This window comes from Microbacterium sp. zg-B96 (assembly GCF_030246865.1).
GTDB lineage: Bacteria > Actinomycetota > Actinomycetes > Actinomycetales > Microbacteriaceae > Microbacterium.
Map to the genome: position 1 here is coordinate 2,921,211 of NZ_CP126738.1, position 16,393 is coordinate 2,937,603.

The 16,393-nt window shown below is 68.3% G+C and carries 21 protein-coding genes and 1 tRNA gene; 4 read left to right on the forward strand and 18 right to left on the reverse strand.

Going from position 1 to position 16,393, the window contains the following annotated elements; genetic code table 11:
* Nucleotides 1–60 precede the first annotated feature (60 nt).
* The 7 genes from QNO11_RS13870 to QNO11_RS13900 all read right to left on the reverse strand — a co-directional run bounded on the left by QNO11_RS13870 (nt 61) and on the right by QNO11_RS13900 (nt 4,846).
* Nucleotides 61–777 carry a RibD family protein gene (locus QNO11_RS13870; protein ID WP_257507675.1) on the reverse strand — a complete coding sequence of 239 codons (717 nt, stop codon included), beginning with the start codon at nt 775–777 and terminating at the stop codon, nt 61–63.
* On the reverse strand, nt 774–1,799 hold the full coding sequence (locus tag QNO11_RS13875) for a glycosyltransferase family 4 protein (RefSeq protein WP_257507674.1): 1,026 nt from the start codon (nt 1,797–1,799) through the stop codon (nt 774–776). Before QNO11_RS13875 ends, QNO11_RS13870 begins: the two co-directional genes overlap by 4 nt.
* Nucleotides 1,796–2,197: a 6-pyruvoyl trahydropterin synthase family protein gene (locus QNO11_RS13880; RefSeq protein WP_257507673.1), complete on the reverse strand. Its 402-nt coding sequence runs from the start codon at nt 2,195–2,197 to the stop codon at nt 1,796–1,798. The genes QNO11_RS13875 and QNO11_RS13880 overlap by 4 nt, the downstream gene beginning before the upstream one ends.
* Nucleotides 2,194–3,213 carry a zinc-dependent alcohol dehydrogenase gene (locus tag QNO11_RS13885; protein WP_257507672.1) on the reverse strand — a complete coding sequence of 340 codons (1,020 nt, stop codon included), beginning with the start codon at nt 3,211–3,213 and terminating at the stop codon, nt 2,194–2,196. Before QNO11_RS13885 ends, QNO11_RS13880 begins: the two co-directional genes overlap by 4 nt.
* Before the next feature lie 131 nt (nt 3,214–3,344).
* Nucleotides 3,345–3,515, reverse strand: coding sequence for a hypothetical protein (locus QNO11_RS13890; RefSeq protein WP_257507671.1), 171 nt, complete (start codon nt 3,513–3,515; stop codon nt 3,345–3,347).
* 36 nt (nt 3,516–3,551) lie between these two features.
* Entirely contained in the window at nt 3,552–4,097 is a 546-nt protein-coding gene (locus QNO11_RS13895; protein WP_257507670.1) for an ABC transporter permease, read from the reverse strand.
* Nucleotides 4,097–4,846, reverse strand: a complete 750-nt coding sequence (locus tag QNO11_RS13900; protein ID WP_257507669.1) for an ABC transporter ATP-binding protein — start codon at nt 4,844–4,846, stop codon at nt 4,097–4,099. The genes QNO11_RS13895 and QNO11_RS13900 overlap by 1 nt, the downstream gene beginning before the upstream one ends.
* Before the next feature lie 115 nt (nt 4,847–4,961).
* On the opposite strand from QNO11_RS13900, the gene QNO11_RS13905 reads away from it, so the two are divergent.
* Nucleotides 4,962–5,417 (forward strand): hypothetical protein, encoded by a 456-nt coding sequence (locus tag QNO11_RS13905; RefSeq protein WP_257507668.1) that lies wholly within the window; start codon nt 4,962–4,964, stop codon nt 5,415–5,417.
* Entirely contained in the window at nt 5,401–6,132 is a 732-nt protein-coding gene (locus QNO11_RS13910; RefSeq protein WP_257507667.1) for a hypothetical protein, read from the forward strand. Before QNO11_RS13905 ends, QNO11_RS13910 begins: the two co-directional genes overlap by 17 nt.
* Nucleotides 6,133–6,238: 106 nt before the next feature.
* Here the strand turns inward: QNO11_RS13910 and QNO11_RS13915 are convergent, their stop codons facing one another.
* Complete coding sequence (locus QNO11_RS13915; RefSeq protein WP_257507666.1) at nt 6,239–6,526, reverse strand: hypothetical protein; 288 nt, start codon at nt 6,524–6,526, stop codon at nt 6,239–6,241.
* Nucleotides 6,527–6,702: 176 nt separating this feature from the next.
* Here QNO11_RS13915 and QNO11_RS13920 point away from each other — a divergent pair, with 176 nt between their 5' ends.
* A complete protein-coding gene (locus QNO11_RS13920) occupies nt 6,703–7,137 on the forward strand; it encodes a DUF1801 domain-containing protein (RefSeq protein ID WP_257507665.1) in 435 nt (144 codons plus the stop codon).
* Between the two features lie 78 nt (nt 7,138–7,215).
* Here QNO11_RS13920 and bla (QNO11_RS13925) read toward each other — a convergent pair whose 3' ends face one another.
* From bla (QNO11_RS13925) to QNO11_RS13955, 7 genes are all read right to left on the reverse strand, one after another.
* Nucleotides 7,216–8,238 (reverse strand): class A beta-lactamase, encoded by a 1,023-nt coding sequence (gene bla / locus QNO11_RS13925; protein WP_257507664.1) that lies wholly within the window; start codon nt 8,236–8,238, stop codon nt 7,216–7,218.
* A 2-nt stretch (nt 8,239–8,240) separates the two neighbouring features.
* The gene (locus QNO11_RS13930; RefSeq protein ID WP_257507663.1) at nt 8,241–8,477 is read right to left on the reverse strand and encodes a LacI family DNA-binding transcriptional regulator; all 237 of its coding nucleotides are present in this window, start codon (nt 8,475–8,477) and stop codon (nt 8,241–8,243) included.
* Nucleotides 8,478–8,923: 446 nt separating this feature from the next.
* On the reverse strand, nt 8,924–10,228 hold the full coding sequence (locus QNO11_RS13935) for a fumarylacetoacetate hydrolase family protein (protein ID WP_257507662.1): 1,305 nt from the start codon (nt 10,226–10,228) through the stop codon (nt 8,924–8,926).
* A 126-nt stretch (nt 10,229–10,354) separates the two neighbouring features.
* Entirely contained in the window at nt 10,355–11,029 is a 675-nt protein-coding gene (locus QNO11_RS13940) for a response regulator (RefSeq protein WP_257507661.1), read from the reverse strand.
* Nucleotides 11,026–12,228, reverse strand: coding sequence for a sensor histidine kinase (locus QNO11_RS13945; protein WP_257507660.1), 1,203 nt, complete (start codon nt 12,226–12,228; stop codon nt 11,026–11,028). Before QNO11_RS13945 ends, QNO11_RS13940 begins: the two co-directional genes overlap by 4 nt.
* Before the next feature lie 162 nt (nt 12,229–12,390).
* Nucleotides 12,391–12,603 (reverse strand): hypothetical protein, encoded by a 213-nt coding sequence (locus QNO11_RS13950; RefSeq protein WP_257507659.1) that lies wholly within the window; start codon nt 12,601–12,603, stop codon nt 12,391–12,393.
* A gap of 64 nt (nt 12,604–12,667) precedes the next feature.
* Complete coding sequence (locus tag QNO11_RS13955; RefSeq protein ID WP_257507658.1) at nt 12,668–13,216, reverse strand: hypothetical protein; 549 nt, start codon at nt 13,214–13,216, stop codon at nt 12,668–12,670.
* Nucleotides 13,217–13,432: 216 nt separating this feature from the next.
* Here QNO11_RS13955 and QNO11_RS13960 point away from each other — a divergent pair, with 216 nt between their 5' ends.
* Entirely contained in the window at nt 13,433–13,717 is a 285-nt protein-coding gene (locus QNO11_RS13960) for a DUF4342 domain-containing protein (RefSeq protein WP_257507657.1), read from the forward strand.
* Between the two features lie 205 nt (nt 13,718–13,922).
* Here QNO11_RS13960 and bla (QNO11_RS13965) read toward each other — a convergent pair whose 3' ends face one another.
* The 3 genes from bla (QNO11_RS13965) to QNO11_RS13975 form a co-directional block, all read right to left on the reverse strand.
* Nucleotides 13,923–14,696: a class A beta-lactamase gene (gene bla, locus QNO11_RS13965; protein WP_257507656.1), complete on the reverse strand. Its 774-nt coding sequence runs from the start codon at nt 14,694–14,696 to the stop codon at nt 13,923–13,925.
* A gap of 306 nt (nt 14,697–15,002) precedes the next feature.
* Nucleotides 15,003–15,094, reverse strand: a tRNA-Ser gene (locus QNO11_RS13970).
* A 72-nt stretch (nt 15,095–15,166) separates the two neighbouring features.
* Nucleotides 15,167–16,387, reverse strand: coding sequence for an LCP family protein (locus QNO11_RS13975; RefSeq protein ID WP_306817081.1), 1,221 nt, complete (start codon nt 16,385–16,387; stop codon nt 15,167–15,169).
* Nucleotides 16,388–16,393 lie beyond the last annotated feature (6 nt).

Genomic DNA, 16,393 nt, shown 5'->3' on the forward strand with positions numbered 1-16,393 from the left:
GTTCGTCGTCGCGGATCAGGCGGGCGCCGACGGCCGGCGCCGACGGCTGGCCCGCGCCGGTCACCGGCCTGCGTCGGCCTCGGCCTGACCGCGCGCCGACATCGCGTAGCGCAGCAGCACGACGTCGCCGATCCGGCGGGTCTCCAGCAGCCGCGCGCGGTGCGCTTCGTCCCACGGGAACCGGGCGGGCTGCACGAAACGCGGCGCGCCGGCCTCGCCCACGAAGAACGGTGCGATCACCAGCTGAAGCTCGTCGGCCAGCCGCTGCGCGAGGAACTGCGTGTGGATGCGTCCGCCGCCCTCGACCATGAGCCGCGCGATGCCGCGGCGCGTCAGATCGGCGAGCGCGTCGGCCATCGCCACCACCGCGTCGCCGAGGGCAACGACCGTCGCCCGGTCGCCCACCGCACGCGTGAGTGCGTCCGCCGCGCCGCGGGGGCAGTAGACGAACTTGTCACCGTCGCCCGCGGTGAAGAACGCAGCGTCGGCAGACAGGTCGCCGGTGGCGGTGACCGTCACCTTCGCCGGCGACGGGGGCAGTCCGGACGCGACCCGCGCGGCGCGACGGTCCGCACTGCGCACCAGCAGTCGCGGGTTGTCCCGCCGCACGGTGGAGGCGCCCACCAGGATCGCGTCATGGTCGGCGCGCAGCTGGTCGACGCGGTCGAAGTCCTCCGCGTTCGACATCGCCATGCGATGCGGGGCGGTGCTGTCCAGGCACCCGTCCAGCGACATCGCGCAGCTGAGGGTGACGTACGGCCGGCCGGCCGCTTTCATGGCACGTCCGCCAATGCTGTCGCGACCCGGGCGACGGTGTCTTCCCACGCACGGCCGTGCAACCGCACGTCACGCGCCTGGCTCGTGAGGCGCCGCCGCAAGCCGGCATCCGTCATCCACCGCGTGAGCGCATCCGCGAGCGCTGCGGAATCCCCAGGAGACACGAGCAGCGCGGCACCGTCCGGCCCCAGCGCTTCCGGGATCCCGCCGACGCGGCTGGCGATGACGGGGATGCCGCGGGCGCGGGCCTCCGCGATCGCCATGCCGTACGCCTCGGCGCGAGACGGCGCGACGAGCAGATCGGTGCGTCGGTAGAGGCCGTCCATCCCGGCGTCAGTCTGCACGCCCGCGAATCGGATCCGCTCCCCCTTTCCCAGCGCGGCCGCACGGGCGAGCAGCGCGGCGACGAACGCGGGATCGGCATCCGTCGCGCCGGCGATCGTGCAGACCCACTCCGGGGCGGGCCCGAGCGCGGTGAGGGCGTCGATGAGCACGTCCTGCCCCTTGTGCGGCGCTACGACCCCGACGCACAGCAGCGCGCACCCGCCCGGGGTGCCCGTCGCCGCACCCGCCGCTACGGTGCCCGGCGGGGCGACGACGATGGGGATGCCCACGCCGTCGCCCGCGAGTTGCCCGCGGAGCCACTGGCTCGGCGTGATCAGCAACCGCGCGACGCCCAGCGCGCGACGCTCGTCGGCGACGACGCCCGCGTCGGCATCCGGCAGCGCTGCCCGGAGCATGTGCACAAGCACCACGAGCCGCAGCCGCGCGGCCGACTCGACGAGCACGTCCGCGCCGATACCGGCCAGGAGCCCGTCCACGACCACGAGCCCGCCGTCGGGTGCACCCCGCAGCGCCGTCCGCAGCTCGCCGGCATCCGCAGGCGCAGCCTCCGCCATGCGCACCCGCCACCCCAGGCCGGTCAGCCCGTCGCGCACGTGCCGGTCGTAGACGTTGCCGCCGCTCACCCGTGCCGGGTCGTCGATGCCGGGCGGCACGACGAACGACACCGCGCCGGTCACAGCGCCACCTCGTACGTCGCCCACGCGATGTGCGACTCGTGCATCGTGACGGCGATGGCGTCGAGGGCGTCGGCGCCGCGGCCCAGCTCGCCTGCGCGGGCGGCCACGACGAGGCGCTCGGCGACGAAGGCGCACAACCGTTCGGTCGTGGTGTTGACCCCCGCGAATCGCGGGTCCTCATCGAGGTTGCGGTAGGTCAGCGACGCGAGGATGCCGCGCAGCACCTCCGCGGCGCGGCCGATGTCCACCACCACGCCGTGCTCGTCCAGCTGCGCCGCGCGGAAGGCGGCATCCACGACGAACGTCGCCCCGTGCAGTTGCTGCGCGGGACCGAACATCGCACCTGTGAAGCTGTGGGCGATCATCATGTGGTCGCGCACCGCGAGCGTGTAGGTCATGGGGCGTCGCTCCAGTCGATCGTGTGGCACAGCCCGGGCAACCCGCCGTCGGCGATCGCGGCCATGACCGCCGGCAGTTCGCGCCACGGTGCGTTGCCGGTGAGGAGGGCGTCGAAGGCGGGGTCGCGCAGCAAATGCAGTGCGAGGGCGAGCCGGTCGGTCGCGCTGCGCGTGCCGCGTCGCCCGGGCGCGACCGCACCCACCTGGCTGGAGCGCAGCGTGAGGCGTCGCGAGTGGAAGTCCTCCCCCAGCGGCAACCGCACGTCGCGGCTGCCGAACCAGCTCGCCTCGACAATGACTCCCTCCGTCACCGCGGTACGCAATGCCAGGCGCAGTCCGTCTTCGGAGGCGCTGGTGTCGATCACGATGTCGCGGTCGCCGGGCGCATCGGCGGGGAGGTGGAACGGGACCTCGAGCGCCGTGCAGACGGCGCGCTTGCCGGCATCCGCATCGACGACGGCGAGGTCGACGCCGGGGATGCCGCGTGCGAGGCGGGCCACGGCGCAGCCGATCATGCCGGCGCCGACGACGGTGACCCGATCGCCGATGAGGGGCGCGGCATCCCACAGCACGTTCACCGCCGTCTCGACGGCGCCGGCGAGCACCGCGCGCCGGGCGGGCACACCATCGGGCACCACAACGACGGCCGTCGCGGGGACGACGAACCGGGACTGATGAGGGAACAGCGTGAACACCGTCTTGCCCTGCAGCGAACCGGGCCCACGTTCGACGACGCCGACGTTGAGGTAGCCGTACTTCACGGGGCCGGGGAAGTCGCCTTGCTGGAACGGCGCCCGCATGCGCGTGCGTTCACTCTCGGGCACCTCGCCGCGGAACACCACCGCTTCGGTCCCCCGGCTGATCGCCGTGTAGAGGGTGCGCACCTGCACGCCGTCGGGCGCCGGCACGGCGATCGGCTCGCTGCGCAGCGCCCCCGTCCCGGGGGCCTCCACCCAGTAGGCGGTGCCGTGGGTCATCACATCCTGCCGGTCGGCCGTCTCGGCGTCATCGCCCATGTCGCTCCATCCCCGCCCCCCACGGACCCGAGCCCCCGGGTCGTCGGCTGTGCCCACTCTGCCGGGTCAGGCGCGCGCGGGCGAGGGGGTGAGCTGCGGAGGTGCGTTACCCGTACGCTGCGGCAGACTCCTCAGCTCCAGCGGAACACCCGCACGGCGATCGCGCCGGTCGGCAGCGCCCACAGCGCCATGACGGCGAACGGCGCGAGCGAGCCGGAACCGGTGTACCAGGCATCCGTGAGCGCCAGCGTCATCGCGCCCATGGGGGTGAACGCGGCGATCGCCTCGGTCGCTTCGGGCATGAGCGGTCCCGGCGTCCACATGCCGGCGGTGAACAGTCACGCGATGAAGACGAGGAACCCCAAGCCATAGGCGATCTGAGCGCTCCCGGCGACGGCCGCGATGACCGAGCCGACCGCCATCATCGCGATGGCTCCGCTGACGATGACAAGCACCGCGAGCACGGGATTGGCCGGTGGCACCGCACCGAACGTCAGGGCGGCGAGCGCGAACGCGATCACCAGCGCCGCCCCCAGCGTGACGCCGCTGACGGCCCATTGCGCGAGCAGTACGCGGTGCGCACCGACCGGAGTGACGCCCAGCCGGCGGAGGACACCCGCTTCCCGGTAGGCCCCGACTGCCGCCGGGTAGTTGGTGATGGCCACGCTCGCAATCGCGACCGCGGCGGACACCGGAACGAAGAAGTCGATTGGCCGGAACTCTTCCAGCGCCCCGCCGCCCCCGATCGGCTCCAGCGTGCCCGGGATCACGAACGCCTGCAGCATGAGCAGCAGCGAGGGCAGGAGCAACGCCATGAAGACGCTCATCGGATTTCTGAGGAACATCAGAGCCTCGACCCGAGTCAGTGCAGAAAGAACACGCATCACGCTTCCCCTCGTGTCGCAGACAGCGCCGGATCGAGCAGACGCAGGTAGGCGTCCTCCAAGCCGTGCGCCGCACCCGATGCCGGTCTCGTCGAATCGATCAGCTCATCGGGCGTGCCAACGAAACGCGTCCGGCCACGGTCGATGACAGCGACCCGGTCGCAGAGCCGCTCGGCCTCGTCCAGGTCGTGGGTGACCAGAAGCACCGTCAGTCCGGTGTCTCGAACTCGTTCGATCAGCGCTCTCACGTCGCGACGCCCCTGCGGATCGAGTCCCGTCGTCAGCTCATCGAAGATCGCGACGCGCGGGTTGCCCACCAGCGCCAGCGCAACGGAGAGACGCTGCTTCTGCCCGCCCGACAGTGCTCCGAACGGCCGGCGCCGCTGATCGGTGAGACCGACGAGATCCAGCAGTTCCGTGACGTCCGCGGGCAGGGAGTAGAACGTTGCGAACAGGTCGAGGGCTTCCCCGACCCGCAGCGCCGGCGGCAACGCCGCCGACTGCAGCTGGTAGCCCACCCGGTCGCGCACGAAGCGTCGGTGTCCGGTGGGTTCCACCCCGAGAACCGACACGCGGCCGGCATCCGGCTTCAACGTCCCCGCGATGCACTCCACCGTCGTCGATTTTCCCGCTCCGTTGGGACCGAGAAGGCCGAACACCTCGCCGAAGGCGACGGAGAAGGTGACTTCGCGGAGGGCCTCGACGTCGCCGAAGCTCTTGCGCACCCCTTGAAGATCGATCAAAGACATCCGTTCCTCATTTGTTCAGAATCGGGATGTGTGTCATCCCTGGGGTGACACCCTGGCATCCCCCTTGACGCACTGTCAACCCCGGGTAGACTTCCGGCAGAACAAGGGAGCGGCCGTGCCTCATGACACGCAAGAGAGCGCCACAGAGACCGCAATGTGGACCGACGTGCTCGCGCACCGCGCGTTCGACGGCAGCGTGGACGATGCGGTGGCTCGCTTTCAGAAGCAGGGCGTAGCGGCATCCTTGGTCGCGCGAACGCTCGCCGACGCGGGTGACGCGTTGTTCGCCGCAGCGTCATCGGGGCAACCGAACTGGACGGAGCCGTTCGGCGGGCCGCATGCCGTTGCGCTGCTCGCCGCCGAGGTCAGCTCGCTGGCATCACACCTCAACTCCCGCGCGTCTGCGGTGCGGGCCACCGCGGTGAACGAGCTGCTGGACGAGTACAGCGCCGTCTCGGTGGCCGCAGACCTCGGGGTGTCCCGGCAGAAGGTCTACGACATCGCACGCGGCGGTATCGACGGGCGCCACGTCAGTCATGTCCCGTGGGGGAATCATGTCGCACATCAGTGAACCGGGGCAGCTGGGGCACCGCAGTGGCCCACTCCAGCATCCGCTGGACATCCCCGCGGCACGACGCTCCTACATGGCCGCGACGGTCCTGGACTGGCTCTGCTCCCCGCTGATGCTGTGCAGTGCGGTGCTCACGCTGCTCGCGACGAGCAACAACACCGTCACGCCCCTGCTCTCGTCTGCGGTGACGCTGGGTTTGATCGCCCTGCTGGAACGTCATCACCGCACCGAAGCATGGGCCCATATCCCCCGCAAACGGCAGGACAGCCCGCGCCCGGATGCGGTGTCGGTGGCGGCGGCAGGTGCCGCCGCGCAGGTCGCACTGCTGGCGGTGGCGATGTCGTTCTTCGGCCACGCGGTGACAGCCGGACATGCTCCCGCCGAGGCGGTCAGCCTCGGTATCGGGGTCGTGCTGGGCACCGCCGCTCTGGCTGTGGGGACGGCAGCGTGGGATGCCTCGAGGCACGCTGTGCCAGCAGGGCGGATGCCACCGATCGTGGCGATTCCCACAGCAGCATTCGTCGCCGGATTGGGCCTGGTCGCGCTGGCGAGCTGGCCGACCAGCGGCAGCGCGGCGATGCTGATGGCCATCGGTGCGGCTTTCGCGGTGGCGGTGCAGGTCGCCTGCTGGATGCTGCGCCTGATCCCGACCCACTCCTCCTGCGGGTTGCCCGCTCTTGTGGACCGGCTAGCCACCTCGGGCTCCCGGCGATAAGGCCCGGACATGGGCACCTGGCGCGCACGGTGATCGCGCTGTCGGCGGTGGCCGGAAGCACGAAGACCCCCTGCGCTGCAGGGGGTCTTCGTCGTAGAACGAACGGTCAGTGGCGAACGCCCTGGTCTGCACGGTCGTCGCGGTCGTAGAACTCGCGGCTGCCGGACTTGGCCAGGCCACGGCTGATCATGTATCCGATGGTGAGCAGCGTGGCGTAGAGCCAGACCTGCTCAGCGCCGAATCCCTGGCCGTCCTCGCCGTTGTCCACGACGGCAGAGGCGATGAACATGGAGACGAGGATCACGACGTACGCGATGAACTCGGTCGTCTTGAAAGCTGCCTTCGTCTCGGTCGAGACACGCGAGACGCGGACGTTCTGGGGGGTGTTGCTCATGGCTGTGTTCCTTGCTGTGAATACGGGTGCAGGTGCGGTTGCGCACCGAGCAACAAGGAAAACAGAACCGACGAGTATGCGTGGCGCCCTTGCATTCTCGGCGCGCCATCAGGTATTGAGACGACCCCGAAGCCGAGCGTCTTCCCTCGGTGAGGACGCAGTTGCAGGATGGCCCCATGGCGCCCTACGAGAACAAGACGAAAGCCACCGACGTCTCCGCGGAAGAGTTCATCGCGAAGGTCGAGCATCCGGTACGGCGTGCCGATGCCGAGACCCTCGATCGGATGTACCGGCGGATCACCGGTCAGGGACCGGTCATGTGGGGGCCCACGATGGTCGGCTACGGCCACCACCACTTCGAGTACGACTCCGGCCATAGCGGCGACGCCTTCGCCGCGGGGTTCTCCCCCCGCAAGGCCAGCCTGACCATCTACGGCGCACATCTACAACCCGAGGCGCCGGCGCTGCTGGAAAGGCTCGGCAAGCACCGACTCGGCAAGTCCTGCCTCTATGTCAACACGCTGGCCGATGTGGACCTGGCCGTCCTCGAGGAGCTCATCGCAACCGGCTACCGCTACGTGACCGAGGATCTGAACCAGGCGCAGGCCTGACCCTGGAGGGCACTGGCCCGATCGTCGTGGATAGGGGCACTTCGACATCCCGGGCATCCCCGGCAGACGCGATGATCTTCACCCGCGAGAACGGGTACTCGCAGGTCTGAGTGCTGTTATCGCAGCCCTTGCGGCGGCCGCGATGAGCGCATCGTCTCGTTCTGCGTCGGCTGAGCTCCTGCTTGAGAGCACGGTCAGCACGATCGGAGCGCCGGTGTCGGGCCAGAGGATGGCGATGTCGTTGCGCGTTCCGTACCCGCCGGACCCGGTCTTGTCGCCGACCACCCATCCGTCGGGGGCGCCCGCTCGGATGAGATTGTCGCCCGTGGTATTGCCGATGAGGAGCTCGGTGAAGATATCTCTCCGCTCCGGCGTGAGAGTGGTTCCGAACGCGATCTCCGCGAGGCTCGCCGCCAAGGCCCGTGGCGTACTGGTGTCTCGCATGTCGCCCGGTGTGGCCTCATTGAGCTCCGGTTCCATCCGCTCCGGGGCGGTGGTGGTATCGCCGATGCTCTCGAGATAATCGCTCAGCCCGCTGGGCCCGCCAAGGCGGTCGAACATCAGGTTGGCGGCGGTGTTGTCGCTGTACTGGATCGCGGCCGCCATGACCTCTCGCAAAGGCATGCCCGTGTCGATGTGCTGCTCGGTTACCGGCGAGTACTCCACCAGCTCGTCGGCGGTGTAGGTAACGATCTCGCTCAACTCCGACCCGCTCGCCTGGGCGAGAATTGCACCGCCGAGGAGCGCCTTGGATGTCGACGCATAGGCGAACCGTTCGTCTGGGCGGTAGGCGACCGCCTCGCCGGTGCCGGTGTCCATTGCGTAGACGCCCAGTCGCGCGTCGAAATCGCGCTCGAGGCGCATGAAGTGGTCGTCGGCGACGCCTTCCGGCGTGGGGGTGGATGCCGCAGTCGGCGTCGATGAGGACGATGGGTGGGACGTGCCCGTCGCGCCACATCCACTTATCACCGCGATAACGACTGCCGCACTGGCGACAACGGACACCGCCCGTCGTTGTGGCCGCATGGCGCCTTTCTGCACTTTGTTGTCTCGCGGACCAGATCGGAACACCCGCCGCATGACTCGCAGCGTGCCTGCCATGCCTAGCCGCCACGCGCAGGAGGGCGCCGAGCGAGAGACTGTGCCGCGGTATCGGGCGAATACTCCAGGGCGCGGATTGCTAGCGCTACCGCGTTCCGGGCGCTTGCACTCACGGAAGGATGATCGTTGATCACCCGCGAGACCGTCGCGCGAGACACCCCCGCCACCGCGGCTACATCATCGATGGTGGGCGCCTTCCGTGCGGCGCGCTCCTGGGCAGGGACGTGTTCTCGGGCCATCGGGGATGATCCTCCAGCGAGACTGACGGGCAACGCTGCCGATACTAACGATCGTGCTCATCGCTGTCACCCCCGGATTTACATGATCCACAATCGTGGGATCGCCCACGAATTCCAGGCTTGGTGGGCGCCAGCGTCGTTCGGCGATCTGTTCCGGTCGCTGTCGATGTTCGACCCCGACTTCGCGCGCGCCTTCGTCGACGGAAGGATCTACGGCGAGTTCTCCCATGCGGAGGCGCTGAGCAGGATCTGCGTGCCGATCCTGCTCATGCACGCCGCTGGATGCGCCTGGACGCGTACGGCCTGGTCGGGGCGATGGACGACGACGACGTGCGCAGGGCCACCGAACTCGCGCCGCAGACGCAGGTGTGGCACTCCGACGCCAACCACGTCATCCTTCGCTACCCGCCCCCCGATAACGCTGGATGCAGAGGCGGAGGGAATTCTCAGTTGAGGTCTTCGGTCTCGGCGCGCTCTCCAGCGACGATGTCCGTGAAGATCTGACCGAGTCCCTCCGCGCGCGTGACGATCATGTCGCCGGGCTGCAGGTACGCACCCGCCTCGTGCGCGTCGCGGACGTAGACCTTCAGGGCGGAGTCGACGATGGAGTCGGCGTTGGTGCCGAAGCTGGCGACGTATTCCATGAACCCGAGGACCCGCTGGCGCGTGTCGGGGGCGCGATAGATCACGCCCTCCGGCGTCCCGCTCTGAATGATGGTGCCCCGGCTGATCACGCCGGGCGCCGCGGTGAGCGGAGTCTGCACACCGTCGCTGTCCCACGTGCGGTCACCGATGGCGAGGGTCTGCTCGATCAGCGTGACCGGGTCCCACACCATGTCGACGGGGTGGGCGCGCTGGCGCAGGTCGCCGTTGACGAACAGGTCGAGTTCGAGCTCCCGGTAGTAGGTCTGCCAGTCCGCGGGGATCACGAACAGGTCGCCCGTGCTGAAGAAGCCGGGCTGGCTCTTCGCGTTGGTGAAGCCGGCCGCGTCGGTCAGGTTGTCAGGCTCGATCTGGCTGACGAGAAGCTCGCGGTCGGTCCAGTCGTTGGTGAGTAGAAGGCCCATGTACTCGGGGATGCCGGTCTCTGCCGTGATGTCGTTCATCGCCACGAGGCCGAGTTCGACCTCATAGTCGAGCAGTCCCCCGACGCCGGCGGCCAGCGGCTCGTTCGAATCGGTGATCGCACCCATCTTCGGGAAGAGGTACGGCTCGTGGATGGTCGTCTCCTCCTGGTGCTCGACGTAGTTCGTTCCGGTGCCGACATGGTGCTTGTGCGTCTCGATGGCCGTGAGTACCGCTGAGGCCGCCACGGTCGTCGTGGGCTGCGACGCGTCGGTCGCGATGCCGTGGAGCGTGTCGTATCCGAGAGCGTTGAAGGCTGTGATCGGGTCGGTGTGCGCGGCGCCCGTCGCGCCGGTGACGACGATCCCGGTGATCTCGCCGCCGGAGTAGTCGGTGACGGCGAGGACGGCGGGGCCGGTGGCCGTGGCCACACGCGCGAAGGTCAGCGCGATCGCCGGGTCGGCGAGCATGACTTCCTCGGTCGCGCCCGGCTCGATGGTCTCGGAGTGGACGAGAGGGAACTCCGGTGGGATCCAGCGGAGCACGCCATAGGAACCGAGGCCCCCGAGGACGAGCCCGGCCGTGGCAATGCCGGCGATCAGGAGGTCTTTGCGGTGGCGACGCCCAAACGAGCCGGGGTTGCCTGTCCCGCTCACGGGAATGTCGTTCGTCGTCGTACTGGTCATCGTGCTCTCCCTCGGGTCGTAGCCGCTGCGTGCGACGGTGTCCCGAAGGTAGGACCTGGATGCCGGATGGGTCTTCACCCGGTGGATGATCTCTCCCCGTACGCGTGTAGGGGTATTCGGCGATCCTCAGCCGGGCGCACCGGGCCTTACGAGCCCGGTGTCGTAGGCGAGCATCACGGCGTGGATACGATCGCGCAGGTGCAGCTTGGACAGGATGCGGCTGACGTGGCTTTTCGCGGTCTGCTCCGCCATGAACAGCTCCTTGCCGATCTCGGAGTTCGACCGCCCGGTGGCGATCAGCAGGAACACCTCGCGCTCCCGGTCGGTGAGACTGTTGAAGACGGTCGTGGACTGTAGCCCGGTCGGTTTGCTCGCGACGAAGTCCTCAATGAGTCGGCGCGTCACGCGCGGGGAGAGGAGGGAATCGCCTCTGGCGACGATGTGCACCGCGGATGCAAGCTCCTGGGCGTCGGCGTCTTTCAACAGGAAGCCGCTCGCGCCGGCCTCCAGCGCGGCGTAGACATACTCGTCGATGTCGAACGTCGTGAGCATGACCACGCGCGGAATGTTCGCGGGCCCCGCAGGGCGCGTCAACTGACGGGTTGCGTCGATTCCATTCATCTTCGGCATGCGCACGTCCATGAGCACGACGTCGGGATGAAGCACGCGGTTCCGCGCGAGCGCTTCCTCGCCGTCGCTGGCCTCGCCCACGACGGCGATGCCGTCCGCCGCGCCGAGGATGGCGGACATCCCCGCCCGGTACATCGGCTGGTCATCCACGATGAGCACTCGGACGGTCATGGCGCCTCCAGTCGGCTTTCGATCGCGGCGGGCAGGGCGGCATCCACCAGGTAGCCGCCGTCAGGCGTAGGCCCGGTCGACAGGTGTCCTCCTAAGAGGCTCACGCGTTCTCGCATTCCGCGCAATCCCTCGCCGCCACGGTCGACGATCGGCCCTCCTGGCGCCGCGCCGGTCGCGTGGCCGGATCTGGCGTTGCGCACCACGATGAGCACCGATTCCTCGTCGACGCTCACTCTCACCGTCGTCGGAGCGCCCGCAGCATGTCGCACGATATTGCTGAGGGCTTCTTGAACGATGCGGTATGCGGTCAGCTGCACGAGGGAGCTGCTTGAATAAGCGCGGGGATCGATGACGAGCTCGACATCGGTTCCGGCGCGCGACGCAGACTGCGTGAGCTCCGACAACTCGGTGAGCTGGGGTTGCGGCAGCAGATCAGCATCGTCGTCGCCTGAGCGGAGAGCGCCCAGCAGCTGCCTCATCTCGGACAACGCAGCGCGCGCGGAGCGGGCGATGTCGGAGAACTCCTCCTCGATGGCAGCCGGCGCGGCGTCGCGGAGGCGGAAGGGTGCGGAGATCGCCTGCATATGGATGATCGACATGCTGTGGGCGACGACGTCGTGCAGTTCGCGCGCGATGCGCGCGCGTTCCTCGACATACAGGCGCTGCGCTTGCTCGAGTTCGATATCCCGGCGCGCTCTGGCGAGATCGCTGCGAATGCGTGCCCTCTGGCCAACTGCGATCGCCGCAGCCAGGACGGTGACCGTATAGCTGCTGTAGATGATGAGATTGGCACCCCACTGATCGGGTGAGGCGTACTGCGTGGGGGAGGCGGCGATCACCGCGACGAGCACGACGATGCTCACCCACCACACGGTCAGCGACACGATCCAACGTTCGCGGATGCCGACAAGAAGGATCAGGGCGCCCAACGAGATCAGTCCGGTGACGGGTAGCGGCCACGGCTGTTCGGGAACGCCGCGCGTCGCAAGGGCGAGCGCGACGATGGCGGCCAGCTGCGCCGCGGTTCCGACGAGCGGCCGGAAGATTGTGAGGATCAACGAGCCGGACTGAGCGGTGCAGATGGCGAAGGCCGCCAGAAGGGGAACGTCGTAGACCGCGGTCGTCACCGGAACCGCAGCGGTGAACAGCGCCGCGCAGAATGCGGCGACTGTGCACCAGGCCCAGAACGGCAGTTCCACATTCGATCGATGGCCGACGGCTCTCGTGTTCGTCGCGCTTGTCACGATCGCCCTCTCCGGCCGGGCTGAGCGGCCTTCGTCAGTACGCTACGGCTGATCTCGTACCACGTCATCACCCGATCGTGGGTGCCGGTCCCATACCGCCGTATGGCCAGGCACTGGTCACGGACCTACCGCGCGAACCGGCTGAAGCGGGACACCGGGGCGGCGCTGGCGCCGACTGGCTCGAACCCAGACATCCCGGCACCAACGACCCATGCCGACCGCAAGCGCGATGACGGCGTAGACGAGGACGAGGAACCCTGCGGCGAGGTGGAACAGCGCGAGGGCGAGGACTGCCAGCATGAGCCGGGGAATGGAGAGGAGGATTTGCATTTCTATGGCCTTTCGGGATTCGTTGCGAGCCACTCACGGCCAGAACCGCAGGCGGAATGGTGGATCAGTGGAGGAAGGTCTCAGCGGCGATGATGCCGGCGCCGAAGCCCGCGGTCGTCACCGCCGCGAACAGCGAACGCCGCAGCGAACCACGTCGGTTCCGCAGTGACAGGAAGCCGACGACGGCGAGGGTGACAAGGCCGATGGTGAGGCTCGCGGCGTATGCCATCGGCGAGGGCAGCACCCCGGTCACTGCCAGTATCAGGGGGACGGCGGGAGCGATGCACGCCTCAAGAAGCGGAGTGTGACGCTTCATCTCATGCCACACCAGCGTGATGCCGGTCGGCACGGTGGCCTGGGGGGTGTGCTGGTCGGCGAGGACTGCCGAGTAGACGTGTGCGCACCAGAAGAGGAGGACGGCGCCTGCGGAGTAGATGAGCATCTGCCACGCGGGGTAATCAGCGACGAACGTCGCGCCCACGACCGCTACGAACAGCACAAGGCCGTGGACGGCGTAAGCGAGAGCCTCCGGGCCGATGGCCCGAGCCGCCCGCAGAGGGCTCAGGAGCCGTGTCGACGCATCGAGGCGTATCGATGCTGGCGTGTCGGTCATGATTGTCATCCTTTGAGTCCGTTGCGGTCGTTGCCCTGCGTGATCTCGAGAAGATAGGGCCACGCGCGCGCAGTGCACGTCCCCCCTCGGTACTGACGAGGGGCATACTGCGGACCACGCTGATCGACCCCACGGGTGGAGGCGCGGGTGCGGTGCGGATGCTTAGTGTCCTGACACGGCCGGATGAGCCGGTCGAAGAAAGAAGGGAACACTCTCATGAGCGAGAACAGTCACAACCAGTACGAGGAGTTCGAAGTCGAGGCCGAGGATGCGGTCCGCCGCGTCCGCGAGATCGTCCGCGAGGGCAACGTCAGCCGCCTCTTCGTCAAGCGCGACACCGGGGAGACCATCCTCGAAGTGCCGCTCACGGCCGGTGTCGCTGTGGCCACGGTCGGCCTCTTCCTGGCTCCGGTCCTCGTGGCCATCGGTGCGGTCACTGCCCTCGTGACCCGCGTCACGATCGGTGTCGAGCGTCGAGTCCCCACGGAGACCGTGGCTTGACGCGCCAGCACGGATACGAAAAGAAGCCCGGACCCACAAGGGATCCGGGCTTCTTTGTCCTCGTTCCAGTCCCTCCGGCGACCGCGATGACGGACCGGGCTCCGGCCCGGAAGGCCGCGAACCGAACGCTAGACCGAGCCACGCCGCCTGCGACCGGACTCAGATCCTTCGCGAGACCAGGGTTGAGGTCGTACAAGTTGCCTTGTCACCCGGCGTCAGGTCTGAGTGCTGTTATCGCAGCCCTTGCTGCGGCGGCGATGAGCGCATCGTCTCGTTCTGCGTCGGCTGAGCTCTTGCTTGAGAGCACGGTCAGCACGATAGGAGAGCCGGTGTCGGGCCAGAGGATGGCGATGTCGTTGCGCGTTCCGTACCCGCCGGATCCGGTCTTGTCGCCGACCACCCATCCGTCGGGGGCGCCCGCTCGGATGAGGTTGTCGCCGGTGGTATTGCCGATGAGGAGCTCAGTGAAGAAATCTCTCCGCTCCGGTGTGAGAGTGCTTCCGAACGCGATCTCCGCCAGGCTTGCCGCCAAGGCCCGTGGCGTACTGGTGTCTCGCATGTCGCCGGGCGTGGCCTCGTTGAGCTCCGGTTCCATCCGCTCCGGGGCGGTGGTGGTATCGCCGATGCTCTCGAGATAACCACTCAGCCCGCTGGGCCCGCCAAGGCGGTCGAACATCAGATTGGCGGCGGTATTGTCGCTGTGCTGGATCGCGGCCGCCATGACCTCTCGCAAAGGCATGCCCGTGTCGATGTGCTGCTCGGTTATCGGCGAGTGCGCCACCAGCTGGTTTGCCGTGTAGGTGACGATCTCGCTCAGCTCGGACTCGCTCGCCTGCGCGAGGATTGCACCACCGAGAAGCGCCTTGGATGTCGACGCATAGGCGAACCGTTCGTCCGGGCGGTAGGCGACGGCCTCACCGGTGCCGGTGTCCATTGCGTAGACACCCAGTCGCGCGTCGAAATCGCGCTCGAGTCGCATGAAGTGGTCGTCGGCGACGACGCGCGGCGTGGGGGTGGATGCCACAGTTGGCGTCGATGAGGACGATGGGTGGGACGTGCCCGTCGCGCCACATCCACTTATCACCGCGATAACGACTGCCGCACTGGCGACAACGGACACCGCCCGTCGTTGTGGCCTCACGCCCGCTTTCTCCCGCACTCTGTCGTCTCGTGGGTGCATTGGGAGCCTTCTCCGCCGGATTACGTCGTCCGTACGCGAACGGGATTCCATGAGACACCTATGGCCCGCGATCCCGGTGTTTACAGGGGATCTCGGGCCATCACGTGGCGGAGACGGAGGGATTTGAACCCTCGGTCCCCATAAGGGGACTCCACCTTAGCAGGGTGGTGCACTAGGCCGGACTATGCGACGTCTCCAGGCATCCGACCGCAAAACGGCGGGTGCGCTCAGCCATCATAACCTGGTCGCGGACCCGCGAACGAACGCGGTCACCCGCCGACGTTACCCACGGAGCACGTCTCCTGCGCAGCGGTCGACCCGGTGATGGATCGCGGCAGCAGCACGGTGCCCTCCGGGACCACCGGCGCTTCCGCCACGGGGGTCTCCCCGGCGGGGGTCTCGGCCCCGGCCGACGGCTCGGCGCCGGGCGGCTCCACGACGACCACGGCGTCGTTCATGCCTGCTTCACCGCTGAGCTGCAGCGGCTGGTTCGCCAGGATCGCCTCCCACATCTGCTCGGCCGCGTTGTAGTCGGGAACCACCTTGTCGACGTCAGCAGGGTCGCCGTACGTGGGGTACTGCAGGAAGGTGATGTCGTCGAACGGCACGTCCTTCGCGGCCAGCGCGATCTGCACCAGTCGCAGCGGGTTGGTCAGCGAATCGCTCGGCGTCACGTTCTTCACCGCGGTGCCCGCGAGCGCGCCCAGCGTGCCGTAATCACTGAGCACCTCGTCGCTGACCAGCTTGCGCACCAGACGCGACATGTACTGCTGCTGGTTGCTGATGCGGGCGAGATCCGAGCCGTCGCCGACGCCGTGCCGGGTGCGAAGGAACTGCAGCGCATCGTAGCCCGAGACGGTGCGCGTGCCCTCCGGCCAGTCGATGCCGGTGTGACGATCGCGGATGCCGCCGGCGATGCACACCTCGACCCCGCCGATCGCGTCGGTGATGTTGATGACGTTGCCGAAGCTCACCTTCGCGGCATACGGCACGCTCATCCCGCTCAGCTTCGACAGCGTACTCACGACGCACCCGAGGCCGCCGTACGAATATGCCGAGTTCAGCGGCTGCTTGCTCATCGCCGACGTCTGCGAGCCGTCCTCCTGCGTGCACGACGGGATCGGCACCATCAGGTCACGGGGGAATGACACCACCGTCACCCGGCGCGGGGCATCGGAGATGTGTACGAGCAGGTTCACGTCGTTGAGCTGCCCGCTGGCATCGGGCCCTTTGCAGCGGCCGCCGAACGAGCCGGCAATCTCGTCCTCGCACTCGTCGGTGCCGGCGACGACCATCGTGATCGGCCCCTCGAGGGCTCCGAGGCTCGGGGGCTCGGCGGGGGCATCCTCGAGCACGACGGCGTTCTCGGCGAAGTCCGACACCAGCCCCACGGTGGCGTAGCCGGCGACACTGACCCCCGAGACCAGCACGACGGCGACGATGACTCCGAAGACGGTCAGCAATTGCAGCAGCGGATTCGGTGAACGCAATACCCC

Coding starts and splice junctions, on each gene's coding strand:
- QNO11_RS13870 (WP_257507675.1), bottom strand. CDS start 777: ATGAAAGCGGCCGGCCGGCCGTACGTCACCCTCAGCTGCGCGATGTCG.
- QNO11_RS13880 (WP_257507673.1), bottom strand. CDS start 2,197: ATGACCTACACGCTCGCGGTGCGCGACCACATGATGATCGCCCACAGC.
- QNO11_RS13885 (WP_257507672.1), bottom strand. CDS start 3,213: ATGGGCGATGACGCCGAGACGGCCGACCGGCAGGATGTGATGACCCAC.
- QNO11_RS13890 (WP_257507671.1), bottom strand. CDS start 3,515: ATGCCCGAAGCGACCGAGGCGATCGCCGCGTTCACCCCCATGGGCGCG.
- QNO11_RS13895 (WP_257507670.1), bottom strand. CDS start 4,097: ATGCGTGTTCTTTCTGCACTGACTCGGGTCGAGGCTCTGATGTTCCTC.
- QNO11_RS13900 (WP_257507669.1), bottom strand. CDS start 4,846: ATGTCTTTGATCGATCTTCAAGGGGTGCGCAAGAGCTTCGGCGACGTC.
- QNO11_RS13910 (WP_257507667.1), top strand. CDS start 5,401: ATGTCGCACATCAGTGAACCGGGGCAGCTGGGGCACCGCAGTGGCCCA.
- QNO11_RS13915 (WP_257507666.1), bottom strand. CDS start 6,526: ATGAGCAACACCCCCCAGAACGTCCGCGTCTCGCGTGTCTCGACCGAG.
- QNO11_RS13920 (WP_257507665.1), top strand. CDS start 6,703: ATGGCGCCCTACGAGAACAAGACGAAAGCCACCGACGTCTCCGCGGAA.
- bla (WP_257507664.1), bottom strand. CDS start 8,238: ATGGCAGGCACGCTGCGAGTCATGCGGCGGGTGTTCCGATCTGGTCCG.
- QNO11_RS13930 (WP_257507663.1), bottom strand. CDS start 8,477: ATGGCCCGAGAACACGTCCCTGCCCAGGAGCGCGCCGCACGGAAGGCG.
- QNO11_RS13935 (WP_257507662.1), bottom strand. CDS start 10,228: ATGACCAGTACGACGACGAACGACATTCCCGTGAGCGGGACAGGCAAC.
- QNO11_RS13940 (WP_257507661.1), bottom strand. CDS start 11,029: ATGACCGTCCGAGTGCTCATCGTGGATGACCAGCCGATGTACCGGGCG.
- QNO11_RS13950 (WP_257507659.1), bottom strand. CDS start 12,603: ATGCAAATCCTCCTCTCCATTCCCCGGCTCATGCTGGCAGTCCTCGCC.
- QNO11_RS13955 (WP_257507658.1), bottom strand. CDS start 13,216: ATGACCGACACGCCAGCATCGATACGCCTCGATGCGTCGACACGGCTC.
- QNO11_RS13960 (WP_257507657.1), top strand. CDS start 13,433: ATGAGCGAGAACAGTCACAACCAGTACGAGGAGTTCGAAGTCGAGGCC.
- bla (WP_257507656.1), bottom strand. CDS start 14,696: ATGCGACTCGAGCGCGATTTCGACGCGCGACTGGGTGTCTACGCAATG.